Raw genomic sequence first — 15,128 nt, forward strand, 5'->3', positions numbered from 1 at the left:
GTCCTTCGAGGTCGGCGGTCAGTACCCGGCGAGGTCGGCGGTCGCGTCGTCCAGCTCCGCGAGTCCGGCGGCGACCTCGCGGACGCCAGCTTTCTCCGTCCGCTCCGGGTTCGCGAGCGCGCGCACGGGCTGCTCGCCGAGCGGCACGAACGCCAGACCGAGGCGGTCGGCGGTCGCGCGCAGCGCGAGGCCGGCGTCCGCTTCGCCTTCGAGGACCGCGCGAGCCGGGCTCTCGGTCCCCTTCGCCGCGCGCTCGTAGCCGTCGATGGCGTCCGCGAGCGCGCGGCGGTCGGCGTCGCGGTCGGCGGCGAGCGCCGCGAGCGCGTCGTCGAGGGCGTCCCTGAGGCCGCTGGCGTCCGTGCGGTTGCAGAACGCCGCGTCCCCATCCACGAGGTCGGCGAGCCCCGAGACGCCGAGGGGGTTCCCCGACGGGACGACCAGCCCCCACTCGCGCGTCCACGACGCGAGCTCCTCGCCCTCGCCGTGGTCCCCGGTCACGACCGCGACGTCCGGGACGCCCTCGCGGAGGCGGCGCGCGCCCTCGCGGGCGCCGACGCCGAGGAACCTGGGGTTCCGGAGGCCGTCGAGCACGCGGTCGAAGCCCGGGTCGCGTTCACCGACCACCAGCACGCCGGGCGGGCGGACGGCCGGCGAGAACAGCTCCACGGAGACCGCTTCGCCCGCCTCGAGGTACTCCGTGTCGGCGTCCACGGTGACGATGCCGTCGGCCTCCACGAGGCTCGTGGTCGCGCCCGACCCCTTGTCGACCGGGTAGACGAGCGTGTCGCCGTCCCCGTCCTCGACGAGACCCACGGGCATCAGTCGCGTGCGGCCCTCGCCGTAGCGCTCCCGGACGGCCATCTCGCCGTCGACGGTCGCGGTCCGCGGCTCGGGCGCGCCCGCCGCCTCGCGGACCGCCGGCGCGACGAACGCCCGGAAGATGGTGAGCGCGGACACCGGGTACCCCGGCAGGCCGACGTACGCGCACGGCGACGACTCGCGGCCCTCGCCGCTCTCGCTGCCGCGCATCTCGCCGACGAGCATCGGCTTCCCGGGCTTGACGCTGACGCCGTGCAACAGCAGTTCGCCGCGCTCCTCGACGACCCGGTAGACGACGTCGACGGCGCTCGCGGACGTCGACCCCGACGAGAGCACGAGGTCGCACTCGTCGGCGGCGTCCCGGAGCACGCGCTCCAGTTCCTCGTAGTCGTCGCCGGCGTGCGGGTACAGCACGGGGTCGCCGCCCGCCTCGCGGACCGCCGCCGCGATGGAGTAGCTGTTGACGTCGTAGATCTGGCCGGCGCGGTGGCTGAGGTCGCCGCCCGGCCGCACGAGCTCGTCGCCCGTCGAGACGATGCCCACCCTCGGCCTCGCGCGCACCGGCACCGACTCGACGCCGAGCGCCGCGAGCAGGCCGACCTCGCGCGCGGTGAGCGGCGTCCCTGGGCCGAGCGTGCGGTCGCCGGCGGCGACGTCCGACCCGGCGACCATCACGCCGTCCCCGGGCGCCAGCGACGTGCGCACGGTCACCGCGTCGCCCTCGCGGCCGGTGCGTTCGACCATCACGACGCCGTCGGCGCCCGGCGGCACGGGCGCGCCGGTCGAGATCTCCGCGCACTCGCCGCCGCCGACGCGCACGTCCGGTTCGCTGCCGGCGTGCACGGTGCCGACGCAGTCGAGGTCGACGGGGTCGGTCTCGCTCGCGCCGAACGTGTCCGCGGCGCGGACCGCGTACCCGTCGACTTTCGCGCGGTCGAACCCCGGGACGTCGAGGCGCGCGTCGACGCGGTCGGCGAGCACGCGGCCGTCCGCCTCGTCGAGGGGCACGCGCTCGACGCCGGGGTCGATCTCGAGGCCGTCGACGACCTCGCGGGCGCGCTCGGGGCTGACGAGGTCGCGGAACTGCTTGCGGTCGCTCATCGGTGGGCCTCCCAGTTCTCGACGGCGACCGTCTCGCCGGCGTCGACCCCCTCCGCGTCCTCGCCGACGACCACCCAGCCGTCCGCGAGCGCGACGCTCGAGAGCACGCCGCTGCCGCTCGCGCTCACCGGTTCGGCGACGCGCTCGCCGCCGTCCTCGCGGACGCGGACGCGCGCGAACGTCCGCACGCCCGGCTCGGACCGGAGCTTCCCGTCGAGGGTCGCGGCCGCGCTCGGCGGCGCCTCGACCGGCATGTCGCCGACGCGCTGGACGACTGGCCGCAGGAACTGGACAGCGTTGACGATGCACGCGACGGGGTACCCGGGCAGCATCACGACGGGCGTGTCGTCGACGGCGCCGAGCGCGACCGGGTGGCCGGGCCGGAGCGCGACGCCGTGGACGAACACCTCGCCGAGGTCGGCGACGACCTCCGGGACGAGGTCGCGTTCGCCCACCGAGGAGCCGCCCGTGGTGACCACGACGTCCGCGTCGACGTCGCGCTCGACGGCCGCCCGGAGCGCGGCCTCGTCGTCGGTGACGACGTCGCGGTACCGCGGGCTGCCCCCCCACCGCTCGACCAGCCGGGAGACCGTGAGGCCGTTCGTCTCCACGACCTCGCCCGGACCGGGGTCGGCCTGCACGAGCTCCTCGCCGGTCGGGATCACCGCGACGTCCGGGCGCTCGTAGACGTCGACCTGGCGGACGCCCACGGACTTCAGCAGCCCGAGGTCGGAGGGGCGGAGCCGGTGGCCGGGGTCGTAGAGCGCGTCGCCGGCGGCGACGTCCTCGCCGACGGGCGCGACGTTCTCGCCCTCGCCGACGGCGTCGAACACCTCGAGGTCGCCCGTGCCGGGTTCGTCGACGTGCTCGATCATGACGACGGCGTCCGCCCAGTCAGGGAGCGCGCTCCCCGTGTGGACGCGCTCGGCGTCGCCCTCGCGGACGACGGCGGGCGAGCGGTCGCTCGCGCCGAACGTGTCGGCGGCCCGCACCGCGTAGCCGTCCATCGCCGCGCGCCGGTAGTGTGGGACGTCCCGCTGGGCGTCGACTGGCGCGGCGAGCGCGCGGCCGTCGGCGTCGAGGAGGTCCACGCGCTCCGTGCGGCCGTGGACCGCCGCGCGTTCGAGCAGTCTGTCGCGCGCGGCCGCGACCCGCGTCCGGTCCTTGAAGCCGGCGTCGTGCCGGTCGTGGTCGGTCATGGCTCCGGGTTGGGGTGGCGGAAGGGTAAAGGTAGCGTGGGCGACCGCAGGCGCGCCACGGTTTCGCGAGCGGGGAGCACAGCGACCCGCGAGCAGCGTCGGTGACCACAGGCGCGCCACGTTAACGCGAGCACCGCAGTCTCGTCAGCGCCGCGCCGCGCCGGCTCCGTCGACCGTTAACCGCGGTTAATTCGGCTTAACCGTCGGTAATCCGGGCCGAGCGACGCCACCGTTGATTACGGTCCCGGTCGTTGGGTCGGGTGGCGGCAATCGACCCGCCGCCGGTCAGGGCACGTTGAGCGTTGCGCCGGACGTCGACGGCATCCCCCATCCCCCTCTCCCCCCACCCGCCGTCGACTACCGGGCCCGGTCGCGCATCCCCATTCCCCCACCGCGCGACCGCGCTCTAACAGTCAGTGGTGAACTCCGGGACGCGCCGCCGCGGCCACACCGGGTCTACGCGGCCGCGGCCGGCGCCGTCCCCGATTCCTGCCGAGGCACAGCCGCGAGCGGTCGCGGTCGTTCCCGCCGCCGACCACCGGGTTTACGGCGACGCCAGCACAACAGGCTCCCATGTCCCGTCTGCGCGAAGCCCTGGGGAACCTGCCCGACTCCGTGTTCGTCGACGTGCTCGAGAGCGATGACGCGTACTGCGTCGTGGTCGACGTCCCGGGCGCGACCGCCGACACCGTCGACGTCCGCGTGGAGGGCCGGACGCTCGGCGTCGAGGCGCGCCGCCAGAAGGCCGTCCCGGACGGGTTCGAGTACCGCAGCGAGGAGCGGTCGCTGTTCCTCGACGTGGAGCTGCCGCTGCCGCCGGACGCCACCGACGAGGGGGCGTCCGCGAGCGTGGAGCGCGGCGTCCTGGAGGTGCGGCTGCCGAAGCGCGGGTCCAGCGGCACCAGCGTGCCCATCGAGGGGTAGACGGGTGGCGCTGCTCCGGTCGTACCGGCGGTTCGTCGTGGTGGTCTGGCAGTTCCTCCCGCTGCTGTGGGGGTACCTGCGCGACCGCCGGCGGTACGTGCTGGTCGGCGGCCGGCGGCGGGTCACGCCGGAGATGCGGGTGGCGCGCGCCCGCCGACTGCTGGACTCGCTGTTGACCCTCGGGCCGACGTTCATCAAGCTCGGGCAGCTGCTGTCGACGCGCCCGGACGTGCTGCCGCCGGAGTACGTGGACGTGCTCTCGGAGCTCCAGGACCGCGTGCCGCCCGCTGACTGGGCGGACGCGAAGGTCGTCCTGGAGGACGAACTCGGCCCCGTCGGCGAGCGGTTCGACGACTTCGACGAGGAGGCCATCAGCGGCGCGAGCCTCGGGCAGGTGTACACCGCGAAGGTCGACGGCGAGCCCGTCGCGGTGAAGGTGCGCCGCCCGGACATCGAGGACCTCGTCGAGGCCGACCTCCGCGTCATCCGGTGGACGCTCCCGGTGTTGGTGTACTTCGTCGACGAGTCCCGGGCGTTCAGCCTGCGGAACCTCGCCGACGAGTTCGCGAAGACCATCCGCGAGGAGATGGACTACGCCCGCGAGGCGGAGATGCTCACCGAGATCCGGGGGAACTTCGCGGACGACGACGAGGTCGTGATTCCGGCGGTCTACGACGAGCACTCCAGCAGCCGCGTGCTCACGATGGAGTACGTTCCGGGCACGAAGATCTCGGACCTCGAGGAGCTCGACCGGCGGGGCATCGACCGGTCGAAGGTCGCCGAGCGCGTCGAGCGCGCGTACCTCCAGATGATCATCGAGGACGGCGTGTTCCACGCCGACCCCCACCCCGGGAACCTCGCGGTCCGGGACGACGGCGCGGTGGTGTTCTACGACTTCGGGATGAGCGGGCGCGTCGACGAGTTCGTCCAGGGGAAGATCGTGGACTTCTACGTCGCGGTCGCGAACCAGGACATCGACGCCATCCTGAACGCGCTCGTCGAGATGGGGACGCTGTCCCCGGAGGCGGACCGGGCGGTGATGGCGGACGTGATGGAACTCGCCATCCAGGACGCGCGCGGCGAGGACATCGAGACGTACCGCGTCCAGCAGATCGTCGGGAAGGTCGAGGACACCATCTACGAGTTCCCGCTGCGGCTGCCGTCGAACCTCGCGCTCGTGTTGCGCGTCGCGACGGTCGTCGAGGGCGTCTGCGTGACCCTCGACCCCGAGTTCGACTTCATCTCGGTGGCGACGGAGTACCTCACCGAGCAGGGCTACCGCGAGGAGTCCGTCCGCCAGTACGTCGAGGCGACCGGCGACCAGGTCCAGCGCACGGCGCAGTCGCTGGTGCGCGTGCCGCCGAAGCTGGAGGACGCCCTCGACCGCGTGGACCGCGAGGACCTCCACGTGCGCGCCGACATCGAGGACGGCGACGGCGTCGTCGACCGGCTCGCGCGCCGCGTCGTCCTCGGGCTCGTGCTGGCGACGAGCGTCCCGACGACGGCGTTCCTCTACGTGGAGGCGGACCTCGTGGCCGCCGGCGTCGCCGCGGTCTTCACGACCGCCGTCGGCGCGGCGCTCTACCGGTCGTTCCGGAAGCGCCGCGGCATCCGCGCGACGCCGCAGTTCACGCGCCAGAACCTCCGGCAGCGCCGCGAGGACTGACGACCCACCGAGTTTTCCCGCTCCGCCGCGAACCGCCGGTATGGACGTCGACGCGTTCGCCCTGGAGCGGTGGTTCGCCGAGCACGAGCACGGCGCCGACGTGATGCTCGCGGAGAGCGGCGTGCGAAGCCTCCCCGCGGACCGCTTCGACCTCGACCCGGGCGAACTGGGCTACGTGATCCCGACGAAGGGCGGCGAGGCCGTCCGCGAGGCCGTCGCCGACGACCACGGCGTGACCGCCGACGAGGTGGTCTGCACCGTGGGCACGCAGGAGGCGAACTTCCTCGCGTTCCAGAGCCTGCTCGACGCGGACGGCCACGCCGTCGTGGTGACGCCGACCTACCAGAGCCTGCACGCCGTCCCGGACTCCATCTGCGACGTGACGCGCGTGCCGCTGGACCGCCCCGGGGACGGCGCGACCGCCGACGACTGGACGCTGGACGTCGACCGGGTCGCCGCGGCGGTCCGCGACGAGACCGACCTCGTCGTGGTGAACAACCCGAACAACCCCACGGGCGAGCGCCACGACTGGGCGACCGTCGAGGCGCTGTACGACGTCGCGGCCGACGGGGACGCGCACTTGCTCTGCGACGAGGTCTACCGGCTGCTCGCCGACGACCCGCTGCCACCCGCGACGACGCTCGGCGACCGCGCCATCAGCACCGCGGGCCTCTCGAAGGCGTACGGGCTCGCCGGCCTCCGGTTCGGCTGGCTCGCCGGCCCCGAGCCGGTAGTCGAGGCGGTCGAGCGCTGGAAGGACTACACGACCATCTCGCCCTCGGCGGTCGGCCACCACGTCGCCTCGCAGGTGCTGACCGACGCCGACCGCGACCGGGAACTCCGCCGCGAGGCCGTCGAGCACGTCCGGCGGAACCGCGAGATCACCGCGGACTGGGCGCGCGACCACGGGCTCGCGTGGCCGGACCCGGTCGGCTGCAACGTCTTCCTGCGCGTGCCCGAGGGGTTCGCCGACGGCCGGGAGTTCTGCCGGACGGTCGTCGGGGACGCCGGCGTCGTGCTCGCGCCCGGGGACTGCTTCTCGACCGGCGGCGAGTCCTACGACCGGTACTTCAGGCTGGGGTTCGGGCTGCCGACCGACGAACTCCGCGAGGGCCTCGACCGAGTCGCCGGCGTGCTGTAGTCGACGCCGCGACGGACGCCCCGGCTGGTCTGATTGGTTCGACCGATTGGTCGGGTCGGCCTCGTGGGTTGGTCGGGTCGGCCTCGTGGGTTGGTCGGGTCAGCCCCCCGGTTCCGGGGGTGTGGGGCGCGCTCCCGCCCGGAGAGCGTTCCAAACCGTTTATACGCGCAAGGTGTGAATCGGGCGTATGGCGAAAGAGCAGACGGAAGTACGGGACCTGCAGGAGGGCAACTACGTGATGATCGACGACGCGCCCTGCAAGATCAACGCCTACAGCACGGCGAAACCCGGCAAGCACGGCAGCGCGAAGGCGCGCATCGAGGCCGTCGGCGTCTTCGACGAGAAGAAGCGCAGCCTCAGCCAGCCGGTCGACCAGAAGATCTGGGTCCCCATCGTCGACCGCAAGCAGGGACAGGTCGTCTCCATCGAGTCCGACACCGTCGCGCAGGTCATGGACCTCGACACGTACGAGACCGTGACGATGCAGATCCCGGCCGACCTCGACCTCTCCCCGGACGAGAACATCGAGTACCTCGAGTTCGAGGGCCAGCGGAAGATCCTCGAGTAACGCCGCTCACGCTTCTCGCATGACGTTCCCCGGCGCGCACGCCGTCGACGACACCGCCGACCGACCGTACGCGGACGCGGCCTACGTCGTCGTGGGCGCGCCGCTGGACGTCTCGACGTCCTTCCAGCCGGGGACGCGGTTCGGCCCGGACCGCGTCCGGCGGTTCGCGCGCACCTTCGAGGACTACCACCGCGAGACGGACAGCCACTTCTCCGCCCTCGGGGTCGCGGACCGCGGCGACGTGCGCGCGTGGGACGACGCCGCCGCCTACCTCGACTACCTCGAGGGCGTGCTGACCGACGTCCACTGGGCGGACGCCGTCCCGCTCCTGCTGGGCGGCGAGCACACGGTGTCCGTCGCGGGCGTGCGCGCGGCCGACCCGGACGTCTTCCTCGCGCTGGACGCCCACCTCGACCTCCGCGAGGACCTCGACGGCAACCCCCTGAGTCACTCGACGGTCACGCGGCACGCCCTCGACGCCGCCGACGAGGCCGTCGTCGTGGGCGCGCGCGCCGGGAACGAGCGCGAGTGGGAGCGCGCCGGCGAGGGCGACGTGACCGTCGTCCCGCCCGAGGACGTGCCCGGGACCGAGGCGGGCGTCCGCGACGCCGACTGGCTGCCGGCGGACGGCGACGTCTACCTCTCCGTCGACGTGGACGCCGCGGACCCGGCGTTCGCGCCCGGCACCGGCACGCCGGAGCCGTTCGGCCTCGACTCGACGGCGATGCGGAACGTCGTGCGCGCCGCCGCGCCGCACGCCGCCGCGTTCGACGTCGTGGAGGTGAACGACCGCGACGACGGCCAGGCCGGGACGCTCGCCGCGAAGCTCTGCCGGGAGTTCGTGCACGGTCACGCGGACGCGAACTGACACCGCCGCCGCGGCGTCCCGCCGACGCATAGAAGTCCCCGGCGGCCGCCTCTGGGAGTATGGAGCTCTCGGAACTCGCTGCGCGGTACGACCAGCGGCTCCGCGTCGACGACTACGAGGACGCGGCGACGAACGGCGTGCAGGTCGGGCCGGCCGACCGGGAGGTCGAGCGCGCCGCGTTCGCGGTGGACGCGGCCGTCGCGACCATCGAGGACGCCGTGGAGTGGGGCGCGGACGTGCTCGTCACGCACCACGGCGTCGTCTGGGGCGGCATCGACTCGGTGACCGGCCGCGAGTACGACCGCGTCGCGCCGCTCGTCGACGGCGACTGCGCGCTGTACAGCGCCCACCTCCCCCTCGACGGCCACCCCGAACTCGGGAACGCCGCGCGGCTGGCGGACGTCCTCGGCCTGGAGAACCGCGCGCCGTTCGGCGAACACGCCGGCGAACACCTCGGCACGAGGGGGACGGCGCCCGGCGGGTACGCGGCCGACGGCCTCGAGGACCTGCTCGCCGAGGAACTCGACCCCGAGGGCGGCGTGCAGGTGCTGGACTTCGGGCCGCAGGAACTCGAGGACGTCGCCGTGCTGACGGGCAGCGGCGCGGACTGGCTCCGCGAGGCGGAGGCGGCCGGCGTCGACGCGCTCGTCACCGGCGAGGGCAAACACAAGCTCTACCACGAGGCCCGGGAGGCCGGCGTGTCCGTGTTCCTGGCGGGCCACTACGCGACGGAGACCGAGGGCGTGCGCGCGCTCCAGGCCGTCGCCGCGGACTGGGGCCTGGAGACGACGTTCGTCGACCACCCGACCGGGCTGTAGGCCGCGCGCCCGCCGACTGCTCGGGCCATGCGCCCGCCGACCGCTCGGGCCATGCGCCCGCCGACCGCTCGGGCCACGCTGGACGACGAGCGACCGCTCGACAGCTGTCGGAAACCGACTGACTGCGCCGGGTTCAGGGGGGTCGCGAATCTTGTCCCGGATAGTAGCACCTTAGTACGGCCGGCGACTGGAATCGTGCGAAGACGGTTCGCAGCGGCACGCAAAAGCTACACATGGAACGAGAGTACGACCTCATCATCGTCGGCGGCGGCATCAGTGGCGCATCGCTCCTCTACACGGTCGCGAAGTTCACGGACGTCGAGGACGTCGCGCTCTTCGAGAAGGAGTCGGACGTCGCGGCCATCAACTCCCACCACACGAACAACTCCCAGACGCTGCACTTCGGCGACATCGAGACGAACTACACCCTCGAGAAGGCCGAGGAGGTCAAGGAGGGCGCGGAGCTGCTCGCCGGCTACCTCGAACACTACGACGGCGACCGCGAGTTCCACGACCGGCGCTCGAAGATGGTCCTCGGCGTCGGCGCCGAGGAGGTCCGGCAGCTCGAGGACCGCTACCACGAGGAGGGCTTCGGCGCGCTCTTCCCGAAACTCGACGTCATCGGCCGCGAGGAGATCCGCGAACACGAGCCGAAGGTCGTCGAGGGACGGGACCCGGACACGGAACTCCGCGCGCTCCAGACGCCCGACGGCTACGTGGTGGACTACGGCCAGACCGCGGAGTCGTTCGTCGAGCAGGCCCGCGAGGAGTCGAACGTCGACGTGTTCACCGGCACCGAGGTCACGGACGTCACGGAGACCGCCAGCGGCTACACGGTGACGACCGGGGACGGCCCCTACGACTGCGAGGTCGCCGTCGTCGCCGCGGGCTCGCACAGCCTCCAGATCGCGAAGAACCTCGGGTACGGCGAGGACAAGGTGTTGCTGCCGGTCGCGGGCAGCTTCTTCCTCGCGGAGAACTTCCTCAACGGGAAGGTGTACACCCTCCAGATGAAGAAGCTCCCGTTCGCCGCGGTGCACGGCGACGCCGACGTCCACGACGACTCGATCACGCGGTTCGGCCCCACCGCGAAGCTCGTCCCCACCCTCGAGCGCGGCCGCGTCTCCACGGTCACTGACTTCCTCGACGTGTTCGGGCTGAACGCCGCCGCGTTCCTCAGCTACGCGAACATCCTCTCGGACCGCGTGCTCCTCCCGTACGTCCTCCGGAACCTCGTCTACGACGTCCCGAACGTCGGCGCGCGCGCGTTCCTCCCGCACGTCCAGAAGGTCGTCCCCACGGCGACCCTCGACGACGTCGAGCGCGCGGAGGGCTACGGCGGCGTCCGCCCCCAGATCGTGGACACGAGCGAGAAGTCCCTCGACATGGGCGAGGCGAAGATCGTCGGCGACGACATCATCTTCAACGTCACGCCGTCGCCGGGCGCCTCGACGTGCCTGAAGAACGCGATGCGGGACGCCCACCAGGTCGTGGAGTTCCTCGACGGCGACTACGAGTTCGACGAGGTCGCGTTCCGCGAGGACACCATCGAGCACTTCCCGCGCGCCGGCGACGCCGACGAACCGGAGCGGGTGGCGGCCGCCGCTGACGACGACTGACGGGGGGCGGCCGGCCGCTGGCGACGGTGGGCGGACGAGCCCGCCCCTGGACCGGCCGCGCGACCCTGCCGTAACTCCCTCGTTGCTGGGGACGGACGTGGCCGTACGGCCATGAGACCAGACCACGACGAGCCGTCCGGCGGGTCGCTGTCCTACGTCCACATCCTCGAACGCGAGATGGAGGACGCGCTCTCGGAGCTCGAGCGGCCGAGCAGGGGGCTGTTCCTCTCGGCGCTGTCGGCCGGTCTGAACCTCAGCTTCGGCGCCCTGTTCATGGGGATGGCGTTGACGTTCGCCGGGACCTTCCCGTCGCCGCTCGTGGCGCGCGTCGTGCTCGCCGCGTCGTCGTCGGTCGCGTTCATCTTCGTCGTCCTCGGGCAGACGGAGCTGTTCACCGCGCACACGACCATGGCCGTCCTCCCCGTCTTCGACGGCCGCACCGGCCTGCGCGACCTCGGGCGGCTCTGGGGCGTCATCTACGCCGGGAACCTCGTCGGCTGTGCGCTGTTCGCCGCCCTGATCGCCGTGCTCGGCCCGTCGATGGGGATCGTGGAGCCGGCGGCCTTCGCGCGGCTCGCCGCGTCGCTGCTCGACCACCCGCCGTGGGCGGTTTTCCTCTCCGGCGTCGTCGCCGGCTGGCTGATGGGGTTGACGACGTGGCTGGTCGCCGCCAGCCGCGACAGCGCCGGCCGGATTCTCGTCGTCCTCCTCGTCACGAGCGCCATCGGGTTCGCGCCCTTCCACCACGCCATCCTCGGCACCACCGAGGTGCTCGCCGCGATGTTCGTCGGCACCGGCGTCACCGCCGCCGACGTCGCGTACTTCCTGGTCCCGACGACCGCCGGCAACGTCGTCGGCGGAACCGTGTTCGTCGCGGGCCTCAACTACGGTCACATCGCGCTCGTCGGCGAAGACATGGACGTCGACGTCGACCAGCAGTGACCGTCGCAGTCGCGCGGCCGTCAGTCGCCGTCGCTGACGACCGTCGCGTGATCGGACAGTCGCCGTCGCTGACGACCGTCGCGTGACCGGACAGTCGCCGTCGCTGACGACCGTCGCGTGACCGGACAGTCGCCGTCGCTGACGACCGTCGCGTGACCGAGACGTTTTGAGCGCGCGGCTACTACCCTCGCGTGGCCGATGACGACGCCACCGGGCCGACCCGGGGTGGCTCCCGCGGGACGACGAGCCCTATGAGTGCCGAGGCCGCTATTTATGACGGTAGACATCGTCTCTGGGCGAATCGGGCTGTGGCCACAGTAAACATAGGCCCCCCGGTTAAGTTCTCGCCGAGTAGGCAGACACGGATTTAAGAACGTTGCCAAGCAATCATGCGGTATGGCCGCCGAACTCTCCGACCGGGTTCGAGAAATCGCTGAAGCCTGCGGCCTTCCGGAGTCCGAAGTATTCGAGCGGGCACTCGAACGCGGTCTCGAAGACCTGTGGGAGGATCTCGTTCTCGCGCGGTACCTCGACGGCGAACTCGACCGCGAGGAAGCAATCGAACGTGTCGGTCGGACGAAAGTCGAGCGAGTGGAGCGAGAGCGTGAGGCCGTCGAGGAGGACGTCGACTGGGGTTTGAACGCGTGACGCGTGCGGCTGTCCCGGATGCAGGACCGCTCATTCACCTCGCCGAAATCGATTCGCTCGAACTGCTCGCGACGTTTGACACACTCCTCGTTCCAGAGACGGTTTACAAGGAGGTCGATGCCGGAGGTGTTCCGTACGGGCTGGCCGACCTCTCGTACGAACTCGTCGAAGCCGATGAAAGCCGAGTCGGGACTGAAGAACTTGATGCCGGAGAACGCGCCGCGATTGCGGTAGCTGAACAGCGGGGAATCGTTCTCCTAACCGATGACCTCGCCGCCCGAGAGGCAGCATCGGACGCTGGCGTCGAAGTACACGGCTCTATCGGCGTAATTGCACTCGCTCACGCTCGGAGATCACTCGATAGGGACGAGGCGGCATCACTCATGCGTGCACACCAACGTGAGACGAGTCTCTTTGTGACCGAGGCGGTCGTAGAGCACGGCATCCAGATGCTGGACGGCCAATAACGGAACGAGCGGACTCTATAGCCGCGCTAAACAGATTCACTATGGATAGATTGTGAGTCGTGAGTGCCGAGGCCGCACCGATTCTCGCCGCGGAGGCGACCCAGCCCGAATCGACGCCCGGTCGCCGCTACCGGAGTCGGTCGACCGTCGCGAGGACGCCGGCCCGGACCGCGGACAGGACGCCGCAGAGCCTGACCTCGACGGGGTCGACGTCGAGCCGCCGCGAGAGCGCGCCGGCCCGACTGCCGGCGCCGAGCACGGCGAGCGTCCGGTTCCGGGCGCGGACCTCCAGCGCGAGGTCGGCCGTCGTCAGCGCCTCGTGTAGCCGGCGGTGTCCGGTCCGCGGCAGGTCGCGCAGCGCGCCCGCCGCCGACACGACCGTCGGGAACTCGAGGAACAGCCGGTCGCCGGTCGAGCGCAACGTCGCCTCCGTGCCGTCGACCGTCAGCGTGAGGTCGGCCGCGACGCTGAGCGGCCCGCGCCCGGCGTCGGCGGCGTCAGTCACGATCGCGCGTGGTGATCCGGACCGTCCCGTCGAGCCGCCAGTGGGCGTGGTCGGCGTCGTCGCCGACCTTGCTGGGGACGTCGACGGTCATGTCCTCGAACTCGTAGACGATCTCGGCGCCGCGGCCAGTCAGGCGGTCGTAGAGGCCGATGGCGAGTTCCGGCCACGTGGACGTCTCGTCGATTCGCTCCTCGGGGACTGTCGACTCCGACATACGCTGTCGTTGCACGCACAGCCGAAAAACGGTATTCTCCGACTGGAGACCGGTCGGGGCTCGTTGGGAACGCGATGGTTTCGATTACAGTCCGGTTGCGTGCCGTTCGCCGACGGAGCGACGCTCCGGGCGGGCGTCACTTCTGTCGGCGTCAGTCCGGGCCGACGTCGCTTCTGTCGACGGTAGGCCGAGTCGGCGTCACCGCCGCCGGCGTCAGTCCGAGCGTTCCTCGGGCGGGACGAACGGCCCGACAGAGACGGTGTGGCGAGCGATGGTGGCAGCCCGGAACACGTACGCGATGAACACGGTCAGCGGCGCGACGACGACGCCGACGCCGAGACTGAAGACGACCGGGAGGTGCTGCGCCGGGACGGTGACGGAGTCGGGCCGGTAGACGAGCGCCAGCGAGACGCTGGCCGCCAGCGCCACGAGGCCGCTGTAGGCGACCACGCGGGAGAGCCGAGCGAAGTCCTGCTGGAGCGAGAGCGTCTTGAAGAACTGCCGCGTGATGGCGATGGCGCCCAGCAGGTCGTCGATGGCGTCGAGTTCCGCGTCGGCCTCCTCGGAGAGCCGGTCGCCGTACTCGTTCCGGACGTACTCCGTCGCGGTCATGTTCCGGGCGTACTCGGTCCCCAGGACGACCTCGAGGACGTTCACGATGGCCGTCTGGCTCTCGATCTTCGCCGTGATGCTCTCCCCGTAGGCGGCGATTCCCTCGGCGTACTCCTCGACCTCGCGCGGCGGGCCGCCAGCGGCGTTCTCGACCGCCGACCCGAGGCGGTCGGCGCGCTCGGCGAGCGTCTCCGCGACGAGGTCGAGGAACTCCGCGGGGTCGTTCGGGGCGGCCGATTCGCCGGCGTGCTCCCGGACGCGACCGCGGAGGTCGCGCGTGCCGCCCAGCTGGGAGGACAGCTCGTTCGGGGAGCCGAACACGCGGGAGAGGACGAGCTGGTTGATGGACAGCGCGATCGTCACGAGCGTCACCGTCCCGGAGATGAGCCCGCTCGCGAAGGCCGACGCCGCGGCGCTGTCCGGCCCGATCGCCAGCACCCCGAACCGGGCCAGCGGGAAGAAGAAGGCCACCACGGCCGCGACCAGCACTCCCGATACCGCGATGCGGTTCCCGCCGAGCACGAGCCAGTGGGTCGCCCGTTCGACGGGGCCGTCGATGCTCCGGACCGAACTCGCCGTCGACACGTCCTCGCTCATTGGTTCTCCGGGTGATCGGCGGTGGGTATGGGTCGTCCAGGTGGTTGCCGGTGGCGCCTGGGTACTCAGCGTGAACGGCGGTGGTGTACGGGTTCTCTGACTGACCGGCGGTGGTGTACGGGTTCTCTGACTGACCGGCGGTGGTGTACGGGTTCTCCGACTGACCGGCGGTGGTGTACGGGTTCTCCGACTGACCGGCGGTGGTGTCGTCGGTCGAAACACTCCCTCGTTCGCGGTTCGAGCCGTTACTTCGACGACGTCCTCCAGCCACGTGAGTGCCGTGGCCGCACCTCCATCGCGCCGAGACCGACGCTCCCCACGCCGCGACTGACGCCTCCACCGCGCCGACACCGACTTAGCGTCCCTGTAAACGCGTTCTCCGTGGCGCTTACCGTTCGTATAGTAATCCGTGGGCCGGGC

At 71.7% G+C, this 15,128-nt stretch carries 15 protein-coding genes; 10 read left to right on the plus strand and 5 right to left on the minus strand.

Annotated features, from left to right (window positions below):
- Window positions 1–18 precede the first annotated feature (18 nt).
- Window positions 19–1,920 (minus strand): molybdopterin biosynthesis protein, encoded by a 1,902-nt coding sequence (locus U5911_RS07970; protein WP_336036450.1) that lies wholly within the window; start codon window positions 1,918–1,920, stop codon window positions 19–21.
- The gene (locus U5911_RS07975) at window positions 1,917–3,119 is read right to left on the minus strand and encodes a molybdopterin molybdotransferase MoeA (protein ID WP_336036451.1); all 1,203 of its coding nucleotides are present in this window, start codon (window positions 3,117–3,119) and stop codon (window positions 1,917–1,919) included. The genes U5911_RS07970 and U5911_RS07975 overlap by 4 nt, the downstream gene beginning before the upstream one ends.
- Window positions 3,120–3,692: 573 nt before the next feature.
- On the opposite strand from U5911_RS07975, the gene U5911_RS07980 reads away from it, so the two are divergent.
- From U5911_RS07980 to U5911_RS08025, 10 genes are all read left to right on the plus strand, one after another.
- On the plus strand, window positions 3,693–4,043 hold the full coding sequence (locus U5911_RS07980; protein ID WP_336036452.1) for an Hsp20/alpha crystallin family protein: 351 nt from the start codon (window positions 3,693–3,695) through the stop codon (window positions 4,041–4,043).
- 4 nt (window positions 4,044–4,047) lie between these two features.
- Window positions 4,048–5,709, plus strand: a complete 1,662-nt coding sequence (locus tag U5911_RS07985; protein WP_336036453.1) for an ABC1 kinase family protein — start codon at window positions 4,048–4,050, stop codon at window positions 5,707–5,709.
- Between the two features lie 40 nt (window positions 5,710–5,749).
- Window positions 5,750–6,850, plus strand: coding sequence for an aminotransferase class I/II-fold pyridoxal phosphate-dependent enzyme (locus U5911_RS07990; protein WP_336036454.1), 1,101 nt, complete (start codon window positions 5,750–5,752; stop codon window positions 6,848–6,850).
- A gap of 187 nt (window positions 6,851–7,037) precedes the next feature.
- Window positions 7,038–7,418 carry a translation initiation factor IF-5A gene (locus U5911_RS07995; protein ID WP_336036455.1) on the plus strand — a complete coding sequence of 127 codons (381 nt, stop codon included), beginning with the start codon at window positions 7,038–7,040 and terminating at the stop codon, window positions 7,416–7,418.
- A 19-nt stretch (window positions 7,419–7,437) separates the two neighbouring features.
- Window positions 7,438–8,286, plus strand: a complete 849-nt coding sequence (locus tag U5911_RS08000; protein WP_336036456.1) for an arginase family protein — start codon at window positions 7,438–7,440, stop codon at window positions 8,284–8,286.
- Window positions 8,287–8,345: 59 nt separating this feature from the next.
- Complete coding sequence (locus tag U5911_RS08005; protein ID WP_336036457.1) at window positions 8,346–9,104, plus strand: Nif3-like dinuclear metal center hexameric protein; 759 nt, start codon at window positions 8,346–8,348, stop codon at window positions 9,102–9,104.
- 233 nt (window positions 9,105–9,337) lie between these two features.
- Window positions 9,338–10,723, plus strand: coding sequence for an FAD-dependent oxidoreductase (locus U5911_RS08010; RefSeq protein ID WP_336036459.1), 1,386 nt, complete (start codon window positions 9,338–9,340; stop codon window positions 10,721–10,723).
- A gap of 111 nt (window positions 10,724–10,834) precedes the next feature.
- Window positions 10,835–11,665 carry a formate/nitrite transporter family protein gene (locus tag U5911_RS08015; RefSeq protein ID WP_336036460.1) on the plus strand — a complete coding sequence of 277 codons (831 nt, stop codon included), beginning with the start codon at window positions 10,835–10,837 and terminating at the stop codon, window positions 11,663–11,665.
- A gap of 396 nt (window positions 11,666–12,061) precedes the next feature.
- Entirely contained in the window at window positions 12,062–12,313 is a 252-nt protein-coding gene (locus tag U5911_RS08020; RefSeq protein ID WP_336036461.1) for a hypothetical protein, read from the plus strand.
- Window positions 12,310–12,780, plus strand: coding sequence for a PIN domain-containing protein (locus U5911_RS08025; protein ID WP_336036463.1), 471 nt, complete (start codon window positions 12,310–12,312; stop codon window positions 12,778–12,780). Before U5911_RS08020 ends, U5911_RS08025 begins: the two co-directional genes overlap by 4 nt.
- 127 nt (window positions 12,781–12,907) lie before the next feature.
- Here the strand turns inward: U5911_RS08025 and U5911_RS08030 are convergent, their stop codons facing one another.
- The 3 genes from U5911_RS08030 to U5911_RS08040 all read right to left on the minus strand — a co-directional run bounded on the left by U5911_RS08030 (window position 12,908) and on the right by U5911_RS08040 (window position 14,708).
- Window positions 12,908–13,285: a hypothetical protein gene (locus U5911_RS08030; protein WP_336036464.1), complete on the minus strand. Its 378-nt coding sequence runs from the start codon at window positions 13,283–13,285 to the stop codon at window positions 12,908–12,910.
- A complete protein-coding gene (locus U5911_RS08035) occupies window positions 13,278–13,499 on the minus strand; it encodes a hypothetical protein (RefSeq protein WP_336036465.1) in 222 nt (73 codons plus the stop codon). The genes U5911_RS08030 and U5911_RS08035 overlap by 8 nt, the downstream gene beginning before the upstream one ends.
- A 213-nt stretch (window positions 13,500–13,712) precedes the next feature.
- On the minus strand, window positions 13,713–14,708 hold the full coding sequence (locus U5911_RS08040) for a DUF7972 family membrane protein (protein ID WP_336036466.1): 996 nt from the start codon (window positions 14,706–14,708) through the stop codon (window positions 13,713–13,715).
- Window positions 14,709–15,128 lie beyond the last annotated feature (420 nt).

The organism is Halobacterium yunchengense, from assembly GCF_037031165.1.
Taxonomy (GTDB): domain Archaea; phylum Halobacteriota; class Halobacteria; order Halobacteriales; family Halobacteriaceae; genus Halobacterium; species Halobacterium yunchengense.

Bases quoted from the DNA above. Each gene is read 5' to 3' on its own strand.
- U5911_RS08010 (WP_336036459.1), top strand. From the start codon at position 9,338: ATGGAACGAGAGTACGACCTCATCATCGTCGGCGGCGGCATCAGTGGC.
- U5911_RS08000 (WP_336036456.1), top strand. From the start codon at position 7,438: ATGACGTTCCCCGGCGCGCACGCCGTCGACGACACCGCCGACCGACCG.
- U5911_RS08035 (WP_336036465.1), bottom strand. From the start codon at position 13,499: ATGTCGGAGTCGACAGTCCCCGAGGAGCGAATCGACGAGACGTCCACG.
- U5911_RS08020 (WP_336036461.1), top strand. From the start codon at position 12,062: ATGGCCGCCGAACTCTCCGACCGGGTTCGAGAAATCGCTGAAGCCTGC.
- U5911_RS08015 (WP_336036460.1), top strand. From the start codon at position 10,835: ATGAGACCAGACCACGACGAGCCGTCCGGCGGGTCGCTGTCCTACGTC.
- U5911_RS07990 (WP_336036454.1), top strand. From the start codon at position 5,750: ATGGACGTCGACGCGTTCGCCCTGGAGCGGTGGTTCGCCGAGCACGAG.
- U5911_RS07970 (WP_336036450.1), bottom strand. From the start codon at position 1,920: ATGAGCGACCGCAAGCAGTTCCGCGACCTCGTCAGCCCCGAGCGCGCC.
- U5911_RS07980 (WP_336036452.1), top strand. From the start codon at position 3,693: ATGTCCCGTCTGCGCGAAGCCCTGGGGAACCTGCCCGACTCCGTGTTC.
- U5911_RS08005 (WP_336036457.1), top strand. From the start codon at position 8,346: ATGGAGCTCTCGGAACTCGCTGCGCGGTACGACCAGCGGCTCCGCGTC.
- U5911_RS07995 (WP_336036455.1), top strand. From the start codon at position 7,038: ATGGCGAAAGAGCAGACGGAAGTACGGGACCTGCAGGAGGGCAACTAC.
- U5911_RS07975 (WP_336036451.1), bottom strand. From the start codon at position 3,119: ATGACCGACCACGACCGGCACGACGCCGGCTTCAAGGACCGGACGCGG.
- U5911_RS08040 (WP_336036466.1), bottom strand. From the start codon at position 14,708: ATGAGCGAGGACGTGTCGACGGCGAGTTCGGTCCGGAGCATCGACGGC.